Origin of the sequence: Algoriphagus mannitolivorans DSM 15301, assembly GCF_000429425.1 — a bacterium.
GTDB classification, from domain to species: Bacteria; Bacteroidota; Bacteroidia; order Cytophagales; family Cyclobacteriaceae; genus Algoriphagus; species Algoriphagus mannitolivorans.
This window is the reverse complement of the sequence record NZ_AUBV01000006.1, coordinates 58,216-75,187: the sequence shown is the minus strand read 5'-3', so window position 1 is coordinate 75,187 and position 16,972 is coordinate 58,216. Positions and strand designations below refer to the sequence as shown.

Annotated in this window: 13 protein-coding genes and 1 riboswitch; of the genes, 9 read left to right on the top strand and 4 right to left on the bottom strand. The window is 44.4% G+C overall.

From position 1 onward, the window contains the following. The first annotated feature begins 165 nt into the window (after positions 1–165). Complete coding sequence (locus G458_RS0107025; protein ID WP_026951275.1) at positions 166–1,611, top strand: S1C family serine protease; 1,446 nt, start codon at positions 166–168, stop codon at positions 1,609–1,611. A 63-nt stretch (positions 1,612–1,674) separates the two neighbouring features. After that, complete coding sequence (locus G458_RS0107020; protein ID WP_026951274.1) at positions 1,675–2,097, top strand: nucleotidyltransferase substrate binding protein; 423 nt, start codon at positions 1,675–1,677, stop codon at positions 2,095–2,097. A gap of 154 nt (positions 2,098–2,251) precedes the next feature. Here the strand turns inward: G458_RS0107020 and G458_RS0107015 are convergent, their stop codons facing one another. Both G458_RS0107015 and G458_RS0107010 read right to left on the bottom strand, forming a co-directional pair. Beyond that, entirely contained in the window at positions 2,252–3,298 is a 1,047-nt protein-coding gene (locus G458_RS0107015) for a YncE family protein (protein ID WP_035467885.1), read from the bottom strand. Then, entirely contained in the window at positions 3,295–5,139 is a 1,845-nt protein-coding gene (locus tag G458_RS0107010) for a TonB-dependent receptor plug domain-containing protein (protein WP_051287096.1), read from the bottom strand. The genes G458_RS0107015 and G458_RS0107010 overlap by 4 nt, the downstream gene beginning before the upstream one ends. Positions 5,140–5,251: 112 nt before the next feature. After that, positions 5,252–5,502: riboswitch (cobalamin riboswitch) on the bottom strand. A gap of 101 nt (positions 5,503–5,603) precedes the next feature. On the opposite strand from G458_RS0107010, the gene G458_RS0106995 reads away from it, so the two are divergent. From G458_RS0106995 to G458_RS0106975, 5 genes are all read left to right on the top strand, one after another. Continuing rightward, positions 5,604–6,770 (top strand): ABC transporter substrate-binding protein, encoded by a 1,167-nt coding sequence (locus G458_RS0106995; RefSeq protein ID WP_051287133.1) that lies wholly within the window; start codon positions 5,604–5,606, stop codon positions 6,768–6,770. Between the two features lie 26 nt (positions 6,771–6,796). Beyond that, positions 6,797–7,816 (top strand): iron ABC transporter permease, encoded by a 1,020-nt coding sequence (locus tag G458_RS0106990; protein ID WP_026951269.1) that lies wholly within the window; start codon positions 6,797–6,799, stop codon positions 7,814–7,816. Between the two features lie 4 nt (positions 7,817–7,820). Beyond that, a complete protein-coding gene (locus tag G458_RS0106985; protein ID WP_026951268.1) occupies positions 7,821–8,804 on the top strand; it encodes an ABC transporter ATP-binding protein in 984 nt (327 codons plus the stop codon). 12 nt (positions 8,805–8,816) lie between these two features. Beyond that, positions 8,817–9,467: a tetratricopeptide repeat protein gene (locus G458_RS0106980; RefSeq protein WP_026951267.1), complete on the top strand. Its 651-nt coding sequence runs from the start codon at positions 8,817–8,819 to the stop codon at positions 9,465–9,467. Positions 9,468–9,551: 84 nt separating this feature from the next. After that, positions 9,552–12,554, top strand: coding sequence for a PVC-type heme-binding CxxCH protein (locus G458_RS0106975; protein WP_026951266.1), 3,003 nt, complete (start codon positions 9,552–9,554; stop codon positions 12,552–12,554). 141 nt (positions 12,555–12,695) lie between these two features. Here the strand turns inward: G458_RS0106975 and G458_RS0106970 are convergent, their stop codons facing one another. Beyond that, positions 12,696–13,673: a hypothetical protein gene (locus G458_RS0106970; RefSeq protein WP_026951265.1), complete on the bottom strand. Its 978-nt coding sequence runs from the start codon at positions 13,671–13,673 to the stop codon at positions 12,696–12,698. Positions 13,674–14,571: 898 nt separating this feature from the next. Between G458_RS0106970 and G458_RS0106960 the strand changes: the two genes are divergently transcribed. Next, positions 14,572–15,501: an alpha/beta hydrolase gene (locus G458_RS0106960; RefSeq protein WP_026951264.1), complete on the top strand. Its 930-nt coding sequence runs from the start codon at positions 14,572–14,574 to the stop codon at positions 15,499–15,501. A gap of 63 nt (positions 15,502–15,564) precedes the next feature. Here the strand turns inward: G458_RS0106960 and G458_RS0106955 are convergent, their stop codons facing one another. Then, a complete protein-coding gene (locus G458_RS0106955; protein WP_026951263.1) occupies positions 15,565–16,278 on the bottom strand; it encodes a class I SAM-dependent methyltransferase in 714 nt (237 codons plus the stop codon). Between the two features lie 303 nt (positions 16,279–16,581). On the opposite strand from G458_RS0106955, the gene G458_RS0106950 reads away from it, so the two are divergent. Beyond that, a complete protein-coding gene (locus tag G458_RS0106950; protein ID WP_026951262.1) occupies positions 16,582–16,971 on the top strand; it encodes a heme-binding domain-containing protein in 390 nt (129 codons plus the stop codon). Position 16,972: the final 1 nt, after the last annotated feature.

The following is a 16,972-nucleotide window of genomic DNA, read 5'->3' as shown; positions in this document are numbered from 1 at the left end:
AAGGCTGACAAAATTACCAAATGGACTGACTTTTCCTTGTACATCCCGTCACATTTTGGCATTTGGGACAATTTTTGAACTCCAGACTCTCTATTCAGCTCTTAAAAAATGTGAAGGGGAAAATCGACTGAAAACCTATTTCATTTCATTCAGTAAATAATTACTATGAACTCAACTGTGAAATCTATCGCCATTTCCTTCCTTTCGGGTATCGCCGGAGCCGCATTTTGGCTTTCCATACAAGCCCCTGAGGCAAAGGATTTTCAAAATTCCGGATTCCCGGAATCCCGACTTACCACCCAGTTGGCCAATGACTTCCAGCCCAACTCATCACTTGAGAAAATTGATCCGACCACTTCTTTTATAGAAGCCTCCCAAAACAGCACCGAGTCTGTGGTTTTCATCAAGAATTTCAGCGGAACGGACTACCGAAGGTATAGCATGTTTGACTATTTCTTCGGCACTGGGCCTTCCCAGCAAGTGTCCACCGGATCGGGAGTGATCATTTCCAAGGACGGCTATATCGTCACCAACAATCACGTGATCGACCGAGCAGAAACCATCGAGGTGGTTCATCAAAAACGAACCTACAAAGCCAAATTGGTTGGGACGGATAAAAACACGGATATCGCTGTTCTAAAAATTGAAGCAAGCAACCTTCCTGAAATCAAACGTGGCTCCAGCCGAAACCTGAAAATCGGAGAATGGGTGCTTGCAGTTGGAAATCCATTTAATCTGACCTCCACGGTCACAGCTGGGATTGTTTCCGCCAAAGAAAGACAGATCAATATTCTTGGGGGAGATTTTCCATTGGAAAGCTTTATCCAAACTGACGCACCTATCAATCCCGGAAATTCCGGAGGTGCTTTGGTCAATGTAAATGGAGAATTGGTGGGAATAAACACTGCCATACTTTCCAGAACAGGATCCTATACCGGTTATGGATTTGCCGTGCCGGTAGATGTAGCCATGAAAGTCGCCAATGACCTGATCAAATTCGGGGAAGTTCAGAAAGCCATCCCTGGTGTGGATGTAGTGGAAATCACGCCTGAGTTGGCTGAGGAAATGAAACTCAAAACTCTGGACGGAGTCATTGTCACGCATACCTTGAGAGAAGGTGCAGCCGAAAAAGCAGGCTTGCAAAAGAATGATGTGATCCTTCAGATCGGAGATTGGAAGATTACCGGCAAGGGAAGCTTTGAGGAAGCTCTCTCCTATTATTATCCAGGCGATCAGGTCAAGGTGGATATCATGCGAGGAGGAAATGTCAAATCCATGACCCTGACTTTGCAAAACCTAGAAGGTCAAACCGGAATCATAAAACGTGAATATTATTCTTCCGCACTTTTGGGAGCAAGGCTGGAAGCCGTCAACACCATAGAAAAGGACAGACTGAGAATCCCCTATGGCATCAAAATCAGCTCCCTCTCCAGAGGATATCTGAGAGACCTAGGATTCCGTGACGGGTACGTGATTACCCATGTGAATGAAATGCCTGCCAAAGATCCCAAAGCCTTGGGTAAATACCTCGAGGAATTCAGCGGAAGACTGAAATTGGAAGGTGTCAGCCCTAATGGACAGCCCTTCATGCAGAGCTATAATATCCGATAAAATATTGGGGAGACTCTGGTCTCCCCGATTCTTTTTAGTTAAATTCCATAAAATTGATCGCCTATGAAGACCCTGCCACAATCCTGCGAAAAATGTCTTGAGGAGTTTTCCATCGCTTTGGAAGACTTGAAGATTTTTGCCAATCGGGCCAAAAACTCACCCGGTGAAAACACCAACAGACAGCTGATTATCAATTTTGAAATCACCCATGAATTAGCCCTGAAAGTAATCGCCAAGTATTTTGACAAAATGGGCAAAGGTCCATTCTCCGGCTCTCGTGATGCGACGGTGGAAGCTTTCCACGCAGATCTGATCGATGACGGCAAATCTTGGCTGGACATGGTCATCGACCGAATCCAGTACAATCCAGTCTATGAATTAGACACCCAAAAGCAGTTTTTGGACAACATCCAAAAGAAATACATCGACCTCCTTGAAAAGTTTGAGGATACGATGACTAAGAAGTTGGAGGAAATGGAGAAATAATATGAGGCTGTCTTTAAAGAAGGGATTGTCAGATTGAGCTCCTACCTGATGGTTAGGCAGGGAGTCGAAATGTATTCCAGAATTTCGGAAACCGCCTTCGACTACGCTCAGGCTGACAAAACTACAGCATAAAAGACAGCCTCTTTTTTGACTTTTACCTAAACAAGAACCCTGAAGGACCTCTGCCCACTTCCATGGATAACAGTTGTGTTCCATCTTTTTGATAAATCACCACTTCCCCATTTCCCTGAAATCCTTTTGCATTGGCCAAATAGACCTCCTGCCTTTCTCTGTCATAGCCAATTCCATAAAATCCTGTCCCCTTCTTCCAGGCAGCATTGATCTGTTCATTTTCCAATGAAATCATAGCGACAGCATCTTCATAATTTGGCCAGCCAGAACTGGTCACCACGTAAACTTGTCCTCCGTCTCCCAAAGCAATTCGGCTAGTAGCTTTAGGCAGGGCTCTGGACTTTACCTCTCCTGCTTGAAGACTCCCGAGGTCAATTGCATGAAATGAAACCTGAGTGCTTTGATAAGAGTAAACCCAAAGTTTCCCCCCATATTCCAAGAACTGGGTCGGTTTGCCCGGGATAGAAATAGTCTTGATTAAAGTCTCAGAATCCGCATCTATCACTTCCACTTTTCCGGAAGCACATGCGACAAATACATTTTTTCCCGAAACAAAAAGATCCTCAGGCTTGTCGGAAACCTCGATTTTAGTCTTTACAGCACCTCCATCTAATCCGGAAATCACCGCCACATAAGAATCCGGAGTCTGATAATTGGCGTCATATGGTCCGTAATCTGAGACAAACAATTTCCCGGAGGCCGTTGCCAATGACCGGGGCTGATCCAAATTGCCAGTGACCGCACCAATGGATTTGAAATTATCCGGATTTACAATTTCGATTTTACCGGTGTTTGCCACCAAATAAAGTCGACCTTCCTCCAGTACCAAATCTTCCAATAAACCGGCAAATGGCCTACTATTTTCAAACTCAAAAACCTCTCCCGTCAAGGCTCTGAGGGATGGATTGTAATGATAGACCTCTCCGTCATTGGTGCCAAAATTACCTTCATTCAGGATCAGAACTCCGGTTTCATATTTCCCCAGAGGTTTTTCACTTCCGTCTTGACAGGAAAAAGCAAATAAAACTAGGACTAGAGCCCAAAGTTGATTTTTGAAAATGTACTTCATAGATGTATGGATAAATTAAATTGATAAGTTCTACCCGGCATGGCTCGGAGGTATAGTACCTGATAATCCGCGTTGAAAAGATTGAGGATTTGGAATCTGATTGGAAATTGAACTTTGCCCCATTTCAAGGCTGAGCAGGAAATTCCCGTATTCCAGATATGAAAAGGATCCATTTTGCGGGAATCTCCAGTTCCTATGGACCGCTGTCCTACCCAGGTACCGGAAAAATCCCAGGCAATAGACCCTAATTCAGCCTTCAAAGCAGTATTCGTTTGATGACGTGGAGTATAAGGCAGCTGTTGGGGACGATTGGAATCAGTAGTCAGATCCAAAGCTTGGGTAAGTGAATAACCCAACTGAACCTGCCAATCCAAGGGACCACTGGACCAATCCAATTTCCCTTCGTATTCCAATCCTTGATTAGTGACTTTCCGAATATTCTGAGGAGACCAAACTGCCCCCATGGGCATCCAAATAATCCAGTTATCCACCTTCATCCGGAAATAGGTGAGACTTTGCTCCAGGTTAAAAAATCCCCTTTTTGTCCAATGTAGGCCAAGTTCCCCAGAAAGACTTTCCTCCGGCAATAAGTCCGGATTGCCACCTGGCTCCCAAAATCGATCATTCAGCGTCGGAACTTTAAATCCTTTTGCCATGGAGCTTTTCAACATCCATTGTTCCTTTTCTTTTTTCCAAAAAATCCAATCTACTCCAAGACTTGGCAAAAAGGGCTTCCATAGATCCTCAAAGGCTAATTGCCGTAAGTTCAAACTCAGAGAAAGTACCTCCTTCGGTCTCCAAAGAGCACTTTGGTAGGTTTCCAGACGGTTATCTTTCGCGGAATAGGTACTCAACTCCCCTTTTGCAAAAGTCGCCCTTCCCCCTACTTTAAATTCCCAATTATCCCAGAAATCAAAATTCCATTCAGGGATAAGGAAAAATTGCGAAGTCTGGTTATCTATCCCATTGAAATTGAGCTCATCTTGAACCCAGCCCAGTTTGAGGTTGGCTGAGGAATTATTCCAAAAATGTGTGTAATCCCAAACCGCCCGGAAACTCTGATCTTCCTGCTGGTCTCGGGTTCTGGACCCCATGACCGGCTGGATTTGACGATCTGCCTGATTCCACCAAAAGGAAGCTTTGATCAAATCTTTTTCCCCAATGACCCAACTCAAGTTCTGGACCCATCCCATTTGCTCCACCTGTGCATTTTCCTGAAATTTCTCAGGAGTCCCTGGCAGGGAAAGATCCCGATATCGAAACTTGTTTGCTGAAAACTGTCTGTAAAATCTGGATTGGATACTGAGTTTTTGGGAAGAAAAATGTACGCTGGTGCCCGAATGGAAAAGCCCATAACTTCCAGCAGTCTGAGAAAAATTGGCCTTCAGTCCTTTTTCAAAACTAGGATTTGTCTTCAGGTGGACACTCCCTCCTATGGCTTCATTTCCCATTAAAGCCCCCGAACTTCCAAATTGCAACTGGACCTGATCTATGGCCTGAATAGGCATCAGACTCAGATCGCTTTGTCCCAAAGAAGGACTATTAAGAGGGATCCCGTTCCAAAAAATAGCCGTATGCCCAGCAGAAGTACCCCGAAAGGACGGAGAAGCGAGCATTCCAGAACCGTACTGGCGGACAAACACAGGAGACTTTTCTTGCAACAGATCAGCCAAGGACCGGGCAGAATAGTCATTCAACTCCCTCTTTTCAAAGGAAATGACTTTCTGTCCGGAAGCAAAATGCTCCCAAGAAGGTGCAGAGACCTCAATCTCCGACAAAGAAACCGTGTCCTGGAGGGGCATCCAGCCCAATCCAGCAAACATCCACAATACGAGCATCATGCCTGATCGAATTAAAGTTCAATTCGATTCGGGCTTGAAAGAAATGGGAAGAAATGAAAACCAACCCCAAGGGGCGTATCGACAAGTCTTCTTCGCTTTTCCTCCGAAAGCACAGAATCAGCTGACCAAGGCAGGTCTCCTGGCTCATCTGACTTTTGCGGGCCTTCTCTCTCCTTTCCGACCAATGTCGGTCTTGGAAAAATGGCGCGGTAGTGCAAAAGATTTTTCCTTCTTGAAACTTCCAAAAAGGACAGACTTACAGTTGCGGGGACAGCTCCGGTGTTCCACCGGATTCCCTTTTAATCTCTAGTTTGGATCCCGAAATTTTCGAGACCCTAGAGAACCTTCATCGAAGCAAATGTAAGGGCTTTTTGCATTGTGAAAAAAGTGGTCAGCCATAAAATATTTTGGAAAGCAGACTTCCTCTCCTTTACCTTGGTAGAAAATTTTGTGGCCATCTTCTGATGAAAATCCAATTCCCCAAACGATCAACCTCCTTTTTTCCAATCATTTATGTTGTTGGATTAAGTTTCCTTCTTTTGATTTTTTCATGCCAAAAGAAGGATCCAGTCACCTTCGAAAAAACTCAGATCCCCCTCAGTTATGCCAAAGGATTTGAGATTTTTAAAGGAGAAAACTTCTTCGAAATTCACGTCAGCCAAGGATATACCGGAGCCGAAAAAACCTATCATTATCTTATCCTGAATGAAGGTGCCCAACACCCCAAGGAAGGCTTTGATGCAGTAGTTCAACTCCCTGTTTCCACCGTTGCTCTGACCTCTACTACCCAGATTCCACACTTGGATATTTTGGGAGAAACTTCTCGCCTTGGAGCATTCCCCAATCCGGATTTGATCTCTTCCAAGGCAGCACGGGATTGGATTTCCCAAGGGAAGGTGAGGGATCTGGGAAGAGGACCGTCTGCTAATCCAGAACTGGTCATTGAGCTTCAACCCAGCTGGATTATGATTTCGACTTTGGGGGAGGATTTGAGGTATTTAGACCTTTTGGCACAGGCGGGAATCCCAGCTTTGATCAACGGGGAATATGTAGAACAGCATCCTCTGGGTCGCGCAGAATGGATCAAGTTTACCGGGATACTTCTAGGAAAATATGAGGAGGCTTTGGCCGAATTTGAAAAAATTGAGGCTGACTATCTGGAGGCTGAAAAACTGATTGCTGAAGCAAAGACTTTAGACCGTCCAAAAGTCCTTAGCGGAGTCATGTATCAGGATATCTGGTATGCTCCCGGTGCCGAAAGCTGGGGAGCACGAATCCTCGAAAATGCAGGTGGAGACTATATTTTCTCTTCGGAAAGTGGGACTGGAAGCCTTCAGTTAAATTATGAATTTGTACTGGACAGAGCTATGGATGCGGATTATTGGATCGGTTCGGCAGACTTCCCAGATTTGAAATCCATGGGAGATTCAGAGGCTCGTTACCGTTCTTTTTCACCTTGGAAAAACGGAAAAGTTTTTACCTACACTGGGAAAAAAGGAGAAACAGGTGGTTTGGAATATTTTGAATTGGGCTATATGAGACCAGATCTGATCCTAAAAGACCTGATCAAAATCCTCCACCCAGAACTATTGCCGGAGTATGAGTTATATTTCTATCAGAAGTTGAATTAACCCTTTCGAAAGACCGCAATTCTTCCATGAATTTCCGCCAATATCTTTTTCCAATCGCTTTCCTTTTCCTTGGCTTGAGCTTCTTGTTCAACCTGGGTATGGGTTCGGTATGGATACCTTTTGGTGATATTCTCAGCGGGCTATTTTCGGGAGATTGGCAGAAGTCATCCTGGGAACAAATCATCCTGAATTACCGACTTCCTAAGGCTTTGGTGGCCATTTGTGCAGGCATAGGATTGAGTCTTAGCGGAATTCAAATGCAGACCTTTTTCAGGAATCCACTGGCAGGCCCCTTTGTTTTGGGGATTAGTTCGGGGGCTGGACTTGGAGTAGCCCTATTGATTTTGGCAGGCTCAGCATTTGGCTTTGCGCTTAGCGGAGTCAACTCTTGGGCTTTAGCCATAGCGGGTATATTGGGAGCAGGATTGGTCTTATCCCTGGTCAGCCTAGTGGCTTGGAAAGTAAAAGACAGCATGACGCTTTTAATTGTCGGGCTGATGTTCGGTTCAGCTGTATCGGCTGTGATATCGGTGTTATCATTTTTTTCCGGAGCAGAAGCTTTGAAGCTTTTCACTGTTTGGTCAATGGGTAGTCTGGGAGCCTTAGGCTGGAATCAAGTTGTGATTTTGGGCTCTTTGGATTTGGTGGGATTGATTCCGGTATTCCTCTCCGTTAAGTCTTACAATGCACTTCTTTTAGGGGAAAATTATGCCCGAAGTATGGGTGTCAATACGGAGAAAATGCGCTGGATCATGATTCTCAGCACGGGAATTCTCGCCGGCGGAATTACAGCATTCTGTGGACCAATCGCCTTTATCGGCATTGCAGTGCCACATTTGGCCCGAATGGTCTGGAAAACATCCGACCACGCGGTCCTATTTCCGGCTTCCGCAATCCTAGGAGCCATCTTGCTTTTGCTTTGCGATGCAGTAGGTCAGTTGCCGGGCTATTCCAGTACTCTTCCCATCAATGCAGTGACCTCGCTGGTCGGAGCTCCAGTGGTAATATCCCTGATTTTGAAACGTAATCTAAGCCGAGATTTTTAATGTGATGACAAATTCAAAATCAAACCTAGCGCTTCAGGGAAAGTCACTCCATCTCGGGTATCTTCATCAAGGATCTAAAAAGGAAATTCTTACGAACCTGAATTTTGAGCTTTATTCGGGGGAACTCACCTGTCTTTTGGGTCCCAATGGAGTTGGAAAATCAACCCTGATCAAAGCTATCTTGGGCCAGATTCATCCTTGGAAAGGGGAATTGATCCTCCAAGGCAGCCCTATTTCTGACATTTCTTTGGAGCAGCTAGCCCTTCGGCTTGCGGTGGTTTTGACCGAGCCTGTATTCCCTGGAAATATGACCGTGGAACAATTGGTCGCCTTGGGAAGAACACCTCACACGGGTTGGTCTGGGAGATTGAGTGAAAAAGATCGGGAGGCGGTAGAAAACGCCATTTCTCGGACCAAAATCGGCTACCTCCGCAAAGAACGACTGAGTGAAATCAGCGATGGGCAAAGACAAAAAGCCATGATCGCCAGGGCCATTGCCCAGAATGGAGAACTGATAATTTTGGATGAGCCTACCGCGCATCTGGATTTGGTCAATCGTCTTGAGATCATGCAATTGCTGCGGGAAATTGCCATTCAGGAGCAAAAAGCTATTTTAGTCGTGACTCATGATTTGGAGATTGCGGTGGAGACCGCAGACCGGTTTTGGCTGATGACTTGCAGCAATCCCCTGATTTCCGGTTGCCCGGAGGATTTGATTATATCCGGAAAAATCAACCAGCTTTTGCCTTCCAAAAAGTACCAATATAGCCCTCAAAGTGGGCGATTGGAAGTTCAGGATAAGGTCTCCGAATTATCCATTCAAGGTCCTGCACATTTAGCTTATTGGGTAAGGAAAGCATTGGAAAAAGCGGGGATTTTTAAGCTTGAAACAAAAATCCAAGTCAAAGAAAATCCTTTTCAATTAGAGGTTAATTCCAAAATCTTTGCAAGCTTGGAGGAATTAATCCAATTTTTAAAATCGGCCTGAAGCATTCTAGATATGGACCAAGATGAGCTTTTTAGAAACTACCTTCAGGGGAAATTAAGCCCTTCGGACAAGAGCTTACTGGAAAAGCTTCTAGAAGAAAACCCACGTTATCAAGCAGAATTGGAGCTATTTCGCAAAACCTGGAAAACCCCGGAGAGCTCCGGCTCAAGGGTCAAATCCATCCTAATTTCAATAGTAATCGCATTAATAATTGTAGCCGCTGGTGTGTTTTTGTTTTACACTTTTGCACTGCCTCAAGGGCCCAAGTTGTTTTCGGCATATTACGAACCTTACCCGGTAGATAGACTCATCAGTCAATCACAAAACCCAAAACTCAAACAAGGATTGGAGGCGTATCAAGCCCAGCGCTTTGATCAAGCCACTTCTATTTTTGAACAATTACTAGCCCAATCCGAGTCAGATCAAGTTCTTTTCCATCTAGGGCTAAGCCACCTAGCATCAGGAAGACCAGAAAAAGCTATTCCGATTTTCAGCTTGATCTCGAAGGAATCACCCTATTCTGCCTCCATAGCATGGTATAAGGCGCTGGGGTATCTTCAGATGAACAAGATAGATGAAGCAAAAGCACAACTGAAAATAGCAAGCAGTGCGAAAGGAGAGTTTTCCAACAAGGCAACTGAACTTTTGGATAAATTGAAGTAGGTAAAATCCAGAGTCGGGATTATCCTTTTCATTTTCAGCACAATCGACTATTTTTCAAGAAGCTACTCAACCTATAATAACCTTATGAAACTCCGATTGCTTTCATTTTTGGGTCTTTCCCTATGGGCATTCTCCTGCGAAACTTCCCGACCTCAGCTCTCCCAAGAAGAATACGATGCCCTCACCGATGAGCAAAAGCGCTCAGTGGAATATGCTCTAGACGGAATAGAAGTCATGGATGAGCGTCTAGAACTTACCCTTTTTGCCTCCGAACCCATGCTAATGAATCCGACCAACATGGACATTGACGACCGGGGTCGGGTTTGGATTACGGAAGCTTATAACTATCGAAATCAACTCAATCCCAAAAACCCGGTAAAGACCGAAGGTGATCGTATTTTAATTTTGGAAGATACCGATGGGGATGGAAAAGCCGACAAATCCACCGTCTTCTACCAAGGCACGGATATCAATGCGGCTTTGGGAATTGCGATTTTTGGAAATAAGGTCTTTGTTTCCGTCAGCCCCAATGTCTTTGTGTTTACCGATGAAAACGGAGACGATGTGCCAGACAAAAAAGAAGTGCTTTTCACGGGTGTGGGCGGCGTGCAGCACGATCATGGAATCCATGCCTTCACCTTCGGACCCGATGGCAAGCTATATTTCAACTATGGAAACGAGGGAAAAGGACTTCACTATGCTGATGGAAGTCCGATTTTGGATCCTTTAGGCCGGCCAGTTATTTCAGAAACTGCACCCTATCAGGAAGGGATGGTTTTTCGATGTGATCCTGATGGAAGCAATCCGGAGGTACTGGCCTGGAATTTCCGAAACAACTACGAACTCGCCTTAGACAGCTATGGACGCATGTGGCAAAGTGACAACGATGACGATGGAAACCGTTCCACACGGATCAACTACGTGATGGACTATGGAAACTATGGGTTCAAAGATGAAATAACCAAGGCCGACTGGAGAACCCGTCGTGTGAATATGGAAGATTCGGTTTGGCGCCAGCATTGGCACCTGAATGATCCCGGAGTCGTTCCCAATTTGATCCAAAACTATGCGGGTTCGCCCACTGGCATCTTGGTCTACGAAGGCAAGCTCCTCCCCTCTGAATATCAAAATCAAGTCATCCACGCCGACGCCGGACCCAATGTGATCCGGATGTATCCTGTCCAAGCGGCCGGGGCAGGCTTTACGGGAGAGGTCAAGCCTATTCTGGATGGCAACAAGCGAGACAACTGGTTCCGACCCTCCGATGTGACGGTGGCGCCTGACGGTTCGATCTTCATCTCTGATTGGTACGATCCCGGAGTGGGTGGCCATGCCGTGGGTGATTTGGAAAAAGGGAGAATCTACCGTCTCGCTCCGAAAAAGTCTAAATACAAGATTGAGACTCCAGATTACTCTTCTGTAGAATCCTTAATCGAACTCCTGCAAAATCCCAATCGGGCGATCCATTTCAAGGCATTTATGGCCTTGAAGGAAAAAGGAGAAGACGCAAAAGCTGCTTTGGAAAAACTTTATGCCTCGGATGATTCCCGTATGAAAGCCCGGGCATTTTGGGTGCTCTGCCATCTTCCCACCGGGGAGGAATATATCCGGCAAGCTGCTGCAGATGCCGATGAAAATATCCGGGTAGCAGCAGTCCGAGCTTCTAGAATCCACCCGATCAAAGATCCTTCATTTTTGCCGGTTCTCGCTGCCGATCCTTCCGATCAGGTTCGGCGAGAAGTGGCCATTGCCATCCGGTACGAAGAAAACCTCGCAATTTGGTTAAAACTGGCGGAAGGCTATCGAAGCGGAGACCGCTGGTATCTCGAGGCCTTGGGGATTGCGGCCGAATACCACTGGAACAGCTATTTATCGGCCTATTTGGCAAAAATAGGTCAGGGATGGACTAATTCCCAGGAAGCCAAAGATCTGATCTGGAGATCAAGGTCGGTGACTACACCAGCACTTTTGGAAGAACTGATCTTAGCAGAAAAAAGTCCCGCAGATCATCGCTACTATAGAGCCTTGGATTTCCAATCATCAGAATTGAAAAACCAAACTCTGAAAAATCTGCTGGCCAAAGGCCAAAACGAAGATCAGGTCATCATCCTGAGACAGGTAGCTTTTGACTCCAAAAAGCCGGACTCCCAGCTTTTCAGTTTGGCCAAGGCTAAAGCAGGAAGCATTGAAGATGATCGTGATTTCCTGGAAATCGTCAGAAAATACCAACTCAAAGACCAAAAAGAGCGGCTTTTGGGAATGATTTATCAGGATGAAAACCGATCTATTGCCAATCAGTCTGCAGGGCTTTTTGTGCAACTCTATGGCCTTGCCGAAGCTGAGCAAGCCATGAGAAATCCAGAAGAGGCCAAAGCTATTTTGGCTATCCGGAAGTTTGGAGCGGTAGATAGTCCTGAAATGGCCAGGCTGCTGAGCAAATTCTGGAAAAATGATCAAGCTTCCAACGCCATCCGAACTGCGGCCATGGAGGAAGCTAAAGGATACCAATCTGAACCTGTCTTATGGGAGTTTGCCAAGGAGGACCAGATTCCAGCCGATCTCCTTCCTACAGCCCAAAAAATCCTGATGAGCTCCTGGAATGGGAATATCCGACAACTCGCGCTGGAAAAGTATGGGGACAGCATTGCCCAAGGCTACGATTTGGTGAAAATGCTCTCGGCAAAAGGAGATCTGGAGAAAGGAAAAACCATTGCCAACACCTATTGTCTGGCTTGCCATAAAATTGGAAATGAGGGAATAGACTTCGGACCTGGGCTCACCCAGATCGGTGCCAAACTCAGCCGTGACGCCATGATAAATGCCATCATCAATCCTTCTGAAGGAATGGGATTTGGGTATGAAACCCAACTGGTGAAATTCAAGGATGGAAAAGAAATCCGCTGCATTGTGAACTCCAAGACTGAAAACGACCTGATCGTGAAGCTGGTCGGCAGCGGCGAGCAGACAATCTACAAACTCGCTAACATTGAATCCATCACCCAACTTTCCGAATCCCTGATGCCGGCCTTCCCGCTAAGCGAACAGGAGTTGGTGGATTTGGTGAGTTATTTGGAGGGGTTGAAGTAATAGATATAAGAAAATTGGCAGAGGAAAATGGAATAAGATCAATACAAAAACCAATTAAAAATTGGTAAGGATATGAGGGTGGAATTACAAATTCCACCCAGTCCAAACCAAGATTTGACCACCTCTAGCGGGGAAACTTACCTAAAGTGTTTCGGCTTCATAAAATTCTAATTCTATAAATAATAGTACTCCGCCAGAAGGTTGTTTCTCCCAAGCTCCTAAAGGATCTCTTAAGATAGGGGTTTGCTTTCCGTATAATGTGTGTCTTAAATCAAGGAGAGCAAATCCATATTTATCGCTTTCAAGAGAGGAAAAATTTGAAAAATCTTTCGTTGAATAAATATTGCCCCTAATTCCAACTGAAAAAGTAAATTCCGAAACACCAGCTGGAATCTTTATGAAATTCTCAACTGTAAATACACTTTGTTCATAAAATTCACGATGATTTTCGTCAGAATCAAATACGTCCAAAAACTTATGGAATTTTTGAGTCTGAATACTCTTTCCATTGCTGGGCCTACAGGCCAAATGCGTTTGAAGATAAGCCTCAATACCAATCTCTGCTATATCAAGATTTCCTCTATCTAGATAAAACCATTGATTCTTTATATCTGGTAATAATGCATTTATCTTTGATTTCACAAAAATATTCCTGTCAAATGGAGTACTAAATTGAATAATATCACCAAAACTAGATGAACCACCAGTAGTAAAATACGAAAGACTAGGAATTGAAGAATTTCCTTTATATACAATATTGAATAATTGACCCAATACTAAGGAAAAATTTAGCCAATTATCTTCTGATTTTGAGCTATTTGTAGATTGAAAAAATTCACTTTCTGAACGATCTAATTTACTTGCTTTTACTGAAGATTCATGGAAATATTCATGTGGCGGATAAAGTGTACGAGTATCAAACATTCTTCCTACTCTTTCAGAACCTTCTACATTTTCACCCAATGTTTGAATGGTTTCTGGTGACACTATAAGTGTGGATGACTTTTTAAATTGGACATTATTTGAATTTCTTTTTTCTTTTTTGTCCTCACGATCATAATAAGATAGAATTGACTTTCTAATTTCTCTAATCTGAGTTGTTTTTAGTTCAGGTTTCATAAAAATAATTCATTTAGTTTTACCTACTCTTTCTCAGGTTTTCAGCAATCCCTGTTGTTTTTTAAATGACAACAAAAAGGTATCATTAGAAAATACGTGTTGAGAAATTTAACTGACTAAATAACTTTTTAATATTATTGATAAACACTTCAACTGATTCCAATTTTCTAATGGATGTATTGATTCTTACTTATTAAACATCAGTTACATTAGATATTGCAAATTTTGCAAAAACTTCAAAGGTGTGGGGTTCACTTTCTGAGGTTAGAATCAGAGGTTGAATAAGCAAAGGTTCCTCTTAATTTAGACTACTAGTTTCTAACCTGATTACAAAATTACTGTTGGACTCTAAACGGAGATGTCAGCTCTGCTCTTCTATTTTAAGGAATTTGCAATTCCCTCCCTGAGCGTAGTTTGACGCTTGCCTATGCGTAGTTTGAAACTACGCTCGACTATCCAAACGAATTATTGATTCGCTAGAAATTCAAATCTTGATTTTACTAATTTCTGGCTTTGTTTTCAGGATAATATCAGCCATTCCTAAAGGCATTTTTGGAAAACTGATGCTTATTCTATTATACCAGCCATTAATAGTTCGACTTGGTTCGACTTCGCTGACCAACCGCCGCTCCCTAACCATAGCTGGCTAGGAAATCGCTCATACCTGCGGCATTTATTCTTTTCAGTCCCGTAGGGACGGCCCATCACCTTGCCAGAGGTTTCGACCTCTGGTTTTCATGGATCACCACCCAATTGACCAAAGTCCCATCAGGACGGACGATGTATTATTCCAGCTCTTTAAAAGATATCCCGGCAAAAAATCTATTTGGTGAGCCCTCTGACTTTTCCCACAGAAAACCAATATCTTACTCCTTTCAAACCCCAAAAACCTAACCCTATGAACAAACTGATCCCATCAGGCTTGATCGCCTTTTGTCTGGCATTTTCCATTCCCGCATTCGCCCAAGACGGCACCATTTACCCCCTCGAAAACCCTGCTGAACCCAATGCCATCCTTCTGAATACAGGCGGGGTTGACAATCAACCGGCACCAGAAACCTGGTTTCGGCAGTGGGGTGATCCCATGGCACGGAATATCTCTACGGCGACCTTGACTCCTTTCCTACCTGAACCCGGGAAAGCCAATGGAGCCGCGGTGATCGTAGCTCCAGGAGGTGGCTTTAGCTGGCTATCTATGGGAAATGAAGGCTGGGAAGTGGCTGAAGCTTTAGCCAAGCAAGGCATCGCTGCATTTGTCCTGAAGTACCGATTAAATCCAACTCCGCCTGCACTCGAGGACTTTTCCACTTGGATGAACCGTCCCCGTACTGCGCCGGCACCTACTGCAGCAACCGAATCCGGTACTCCAGCTCCACGTCCTCCTCAGCGTGACCTTTCCAATCAATTGGAAGATGCAGAAGCTGCCTATGCCATGATCGTCAATCGGGCTCAGGAATGGGGAGTAGACATCAATCGAATCGGCATGATTGGCTTTTCTGCCGGGGCAGGATTGACCATGCATTCCACCTTGAATTCCAAAACCATGAAACTGGCCTTTATTGGTCCAATCTATGGTGGCATGGGCCCGGTGGAAGTTCCTGCAGATGCCCCACCGATGTTTAATGTGATTGCCACGGATGACTTTTTGTACAACGGACAATCCGGAATCATTGAGTCTTGGTACAAAGCAGGCAGACCGGTAGAGTTTCACCTCTACCAAAATGGCGGCCATGGCTTTGGACTTGGGAATCCCAATCGGACAAGTAACCGATGGTTTGATGCCTTTATCCATTGGCTGGACGTCAACCAGTTTTTGATCAAAAAATAATAGAAAGCCCTGCCGAATTAAATCTTCGGCAGGGCTTTTTGATGCTAAAGAGGCTGTCAATTTTCAATCTACATTTTTCTCAAAAACCAGAAAATGCTGGATTTTCATAAACTTCCCATTATCGACTAGTTTGAATCCGCTTGCAGACAGTTCTTTTTCAGCCTGCTTGACAGTCATTTTGTGTAGCGGTTTGATGGCCACTTCTGGATCCTCGCCTCGGTATTCGATCAGCAATAGCTTCCCTCCCGACTTGAGTGATTTGCGGATAGCCTCCAGCATTTCCACTGGGAATTCGAGCTCATGATACACATCCACCATGATGGCGAGATCTATGGAATTTTCCGGGAGATTGGGGGACTTTTCAGAGCCCATCACAGGGATCACATTCGAAAACCCCAATTCCTTCGATTTGGATTTCAAATAATTAACTGCCGCTTCCTGAATGTCCACCGCGTAAACCTTTCCCTGAGGTACTTTGGGAGCAATTTTGAACGTATAATATCCCGAGCCTGCTCCGATGTCTGCAACAATGCTAGAAGGAGTAACCGGAAGATTTTTTATGGCCAAGGACACGCTTTCCTCCTGTTCGCGGCTGCGTCGCTCCAGCCAGGACATGCCTTCAAAACCCATCACAAAGGAAATTTCCCTTCCCATGTACACCTTTCCAATGCCATCGTAACTGGGAGACTTATAGGAATAGGATGAGTCTTTCTTTTGACCCAAACTTGGAAGTGCTAAAGAAAATCCCCAAATCAGAAGCATTAAAATCCGTTTCATGTCAATTGTTTTCTAAAAAACACGCTAAATCCCTAAGTGTTTTCCTTCTTTTTAAAGGCAATTCTTCCCCGAATAGGATTTATGAACCGGTATGACCCAGTTTTTTTCGGTCATTTAGTCGAGAAAATGTACGAATTCATCCCTTGATATGACCCCATTCATCTATTCTAACCATAGGACTAGGATCTGGGTATGTAACCAATCATTTGCGAATCAGTATATTTCTAGTAGTATTTCAACCAATAAAATTGGCTGAATTAAAACTTTCACAGTAATTTATTTTACAAAGCCTTTTATGCACCTATGAAAAAATTATCTTTCCTTCCCATTGCAGCACTAGTAGGAATGCTATTCCTACAAGCAAACCCCAAACCAGAAGCTGACACTCTTATCACCTTGCATCCCGAGACTCCTGCCCTACCCAGTGAAGTCAAGGCCATCGTCCAGCAAAAATGCTACGGCTGCCACAATGCAGAATCCAAAAATGAAAAAGGAAAGGCTAAATTGGATTGGGATGCTTTGGAAGATGCCAAAAAATCAAAAGCCCTGGCGACCATGGGCAAAATCACAGAAGTCCTCGACGAAGGCTCTATGCCTCCTGAAAGATTTTTGGCGTCTAATCCTGATAAAAAACTGACAGAAGCTGAAGTGAATACACTGAAGGAATGGAGCACAGGAAAAAAGAAAAAATAAG

Bases quoted from the DNA above. Each gene is read 5' to 3' on its own strand.
- G458_RS0106950 (WP_026951262.1), top strand. From the start codon at position 16,582: ATGAAAAAATTATCTTTCCTTCCCATTGCAGCACTAGTAGGAATGCTA.
- G458_RS0107010 (WP_051287096.1), bottom strand. From the start codon at position 5,139: ATGATGCTCGTATTGTGGATGTTTGCTGGATTGGGCTGGATGCCCCTC.
- G458_RS0107020 (WP_026951274.1), top strand. From the start codon at position 1,675: ATGAAGACCCTGCCACAATCCTGCGAAAAATGTCTTGAGGAGTTTTCC.
- G458_RS0106995 (WP_051287133.1), top strand. From the start codon at position 5,604: ATGAAAATCCAATTCCCCAAACGATCAACCTCCTTTTTTCCAATCATT.
- G458_RS0106980 (WP_026951267.1), top strand. From the start codon at position 8,817: ATGGACCAAGATGAGCTTTTTAGAAACTACCTTCAGGGGAAATTAAGC.
- G458_RS0106970 (WP_026951265.1), bottom strand. From the start codon at position 13,673: ATGAAACCTGAACTAAAAACAACTCAGATTAGAGAAATTAGAAAGTCA.
- G458_RS0106985 (WP_026951268.1), top strand. From the start codon at position 7,821: ATGACAAATTCAAAATCAAACCTAGCGCTTCAGGGAAAGTCACTCCAT.
- G458_RS0107025 (WP_026951275.1), top strand. From the start codon at position 166: ATGAACTCAACTGTGAAATCTATCGCCATTTCCTTCCTTTCGGGTATC.
- G458_RS0106960 (WP_026951264.1), top strand. From the start codon at position 14,572: ATGAACAAACTGATCCCATCAGGCTTGATCGCCTTTTGTCTGGCATTT.
- G458_RS0106975 (WP_026951266.1), top strand. From the start codon at position 9,552: ATGAAACTCCGATTGCTTTCATTTTTGGGTCTTTCCCTATGGGCATTC.
- G458_RS0106990 (WP_026951269.1), top strand. From the start codon at position 6,797: ATGAATTTCCGCCAATATCTTTTTCCAATCGCTTTCCTTTTCCTTGGC.
- G458_RS0107015 (WP_035467885.1), bottom strand. From the start codon at position 3,298: ATGAAGTACATTTTCAAAAATCAACTTTGGGCTCTAGTCCTAGTTTTA.
- G458_RS0106955 (WP_026951263.1), bottom strand. From the start codon at position 16,278: ATGAAACGGATTTTAATGCTTCTGATTTGGGGATTTTCTTTAGCACTT.